Here is a 1,491-nt window from a genome sequence, read left to right as displayed (position 1 = left end):
GGTTCATTCCGCGCTCGGTGATGGTCGGCTTCGTCAATGCCCTGGCGATCCTGATCTTCATCTCCCAGGTGCCCGAGCTGCTCGGCGTGCCGTGGCTGGTCTACCCGCTGTGCCTGCTCGGGCTGGTGATCGTGTTCTTGCTGCCCAAGTTCACCTCGGTGGTGCCGGCACCCCTGGTCGCGATCGTCGTGCTCACCGTGCTGGTCGTGGCCTTCGCGTGGGATGTACCGAACGTCGGCAGCAAGGGAGAGCTGCCCGAGTCGCTGCCGGCGCTGTTCTTCCCGAATGTGCCGCTGAATTTGGAGACGCTGCAGGTCATCGCCCCCTACGCTCTGGCGATGGCGGTCGTGGGGCTGCTCGAGTCCCTCATGACGGCCAAGCTCGTCGATGATGTCACCGACACCCGTTCGAACAAGACCCGGGAGTCCTGGGCGCAGGGCGCGGCGAACATCGTCTCCGGGTTCTTCGGGGGCATGGGCGGCTGCGCGATGATCGGCCAGACGATGATCAACGTCAAGGCCTCCGGTGCGCGGACCCGGATCTCGACGTTCTGCGCGGGTGTGTTCCTGCTGATCCTCGTCGTCGCCCTCGGTGACATCGTCGCCCTGATCCCGATGGCCGCACTGGTGGCGATCATGATCTTCGTGTCCTGGGCCACGTTCGACTGGCACTCCATCCGCCCCAGCACCCTGGCACGGATGCCGAAATCGGAGACCACCGTCATGCTGACCACCGTGATCGCGACGGTCTGGACTCACAACCTGGCCATCGGCGTGGTGCTCGGCGTGCTCGTGGCGATGGTCGCCTTCGCCAACCGTGTGGCCCACTTCGTGAAAGTCGACCGTGAACTCGTCGAGGAAGATGGCCGGCCCACCGCCCGCTACACCGTCGAGGGCGAACTGTTCTTCGCCTCCTCCAACGACCTCTACACAATGTTCGACTACGCCGAAGACCCCGAGCACATCGTCATTGACATGCACCAGTCCCACCTGTGGGACGCCTCCACCATCGCCGCTCTCGACTCCGTCACCGACAAGTACAAGAACTACGGCAAGCAGGTCGACATCATCGGGCTCAACCAGGCCAGCCGCAGGATGCGCGTCCGCCTCGGCGGAATGGTCAAAACCGGAGAATAACTGGACTAAGGCGCTGGAGTAGGCCCGCAGCAACGGCTTCGTCAAAGCCTGAGAAGAAACGCATCGGCAGTGGCGCAGTGTCGACGCGGAGTCGGACTATTGACCCGGACTCTGCCGCACATGAAGCCGTAGCCCGAGCAGAAGCAGTGCTCAGCATCCAAACACAGCCCCCGATGGGGTCCCGCTCAAGTGCGGGACCCCACCGCCGGCTCTGCTGCTCCAGTGCCGGTGCAGGTTAGGGGCGTTCGCGAAGCTCGGTCGCTCGGGTGGCAGTTCTGTCACACCGCAGCGGCATGACGCAGCTCTTAACCTCGATCCACCGATCGGCCGTGTGCTGTGGGGGTCGCCTCGGACG

1 protein-coding gene is annotated in these 1,491 nt (G+C 64.3%); it reads left to right on the top strand.

The genetic code is table 11. The features are described from left to right. A partial coding sequence (locus L979_RS11555) for a SulP family inorganic anion transporter (RefSeq protein ID WP_047692361.1) occupies positions 1-1,136 on the top strand: 1,136 nt, incomplete at its 5' end. Between the last annotated feature and the right edge of the window lie 355 nt (positions 1,137-1,491).

Origin of the sequence: Kocuria sp. ZOR0020, from assembly GCF_000800955.1 — a bacterium.
In the GTDB taxonomy this organism is placed as follows: Bacteria; Actinomycetota; Actinomycetes; order Actinomycetales; family Micrococcaceae; genus Kocuria; species Kocuria subflava.
This window is presented reverse-complemented; position numbering and strand designations above follow the sequence as displayed.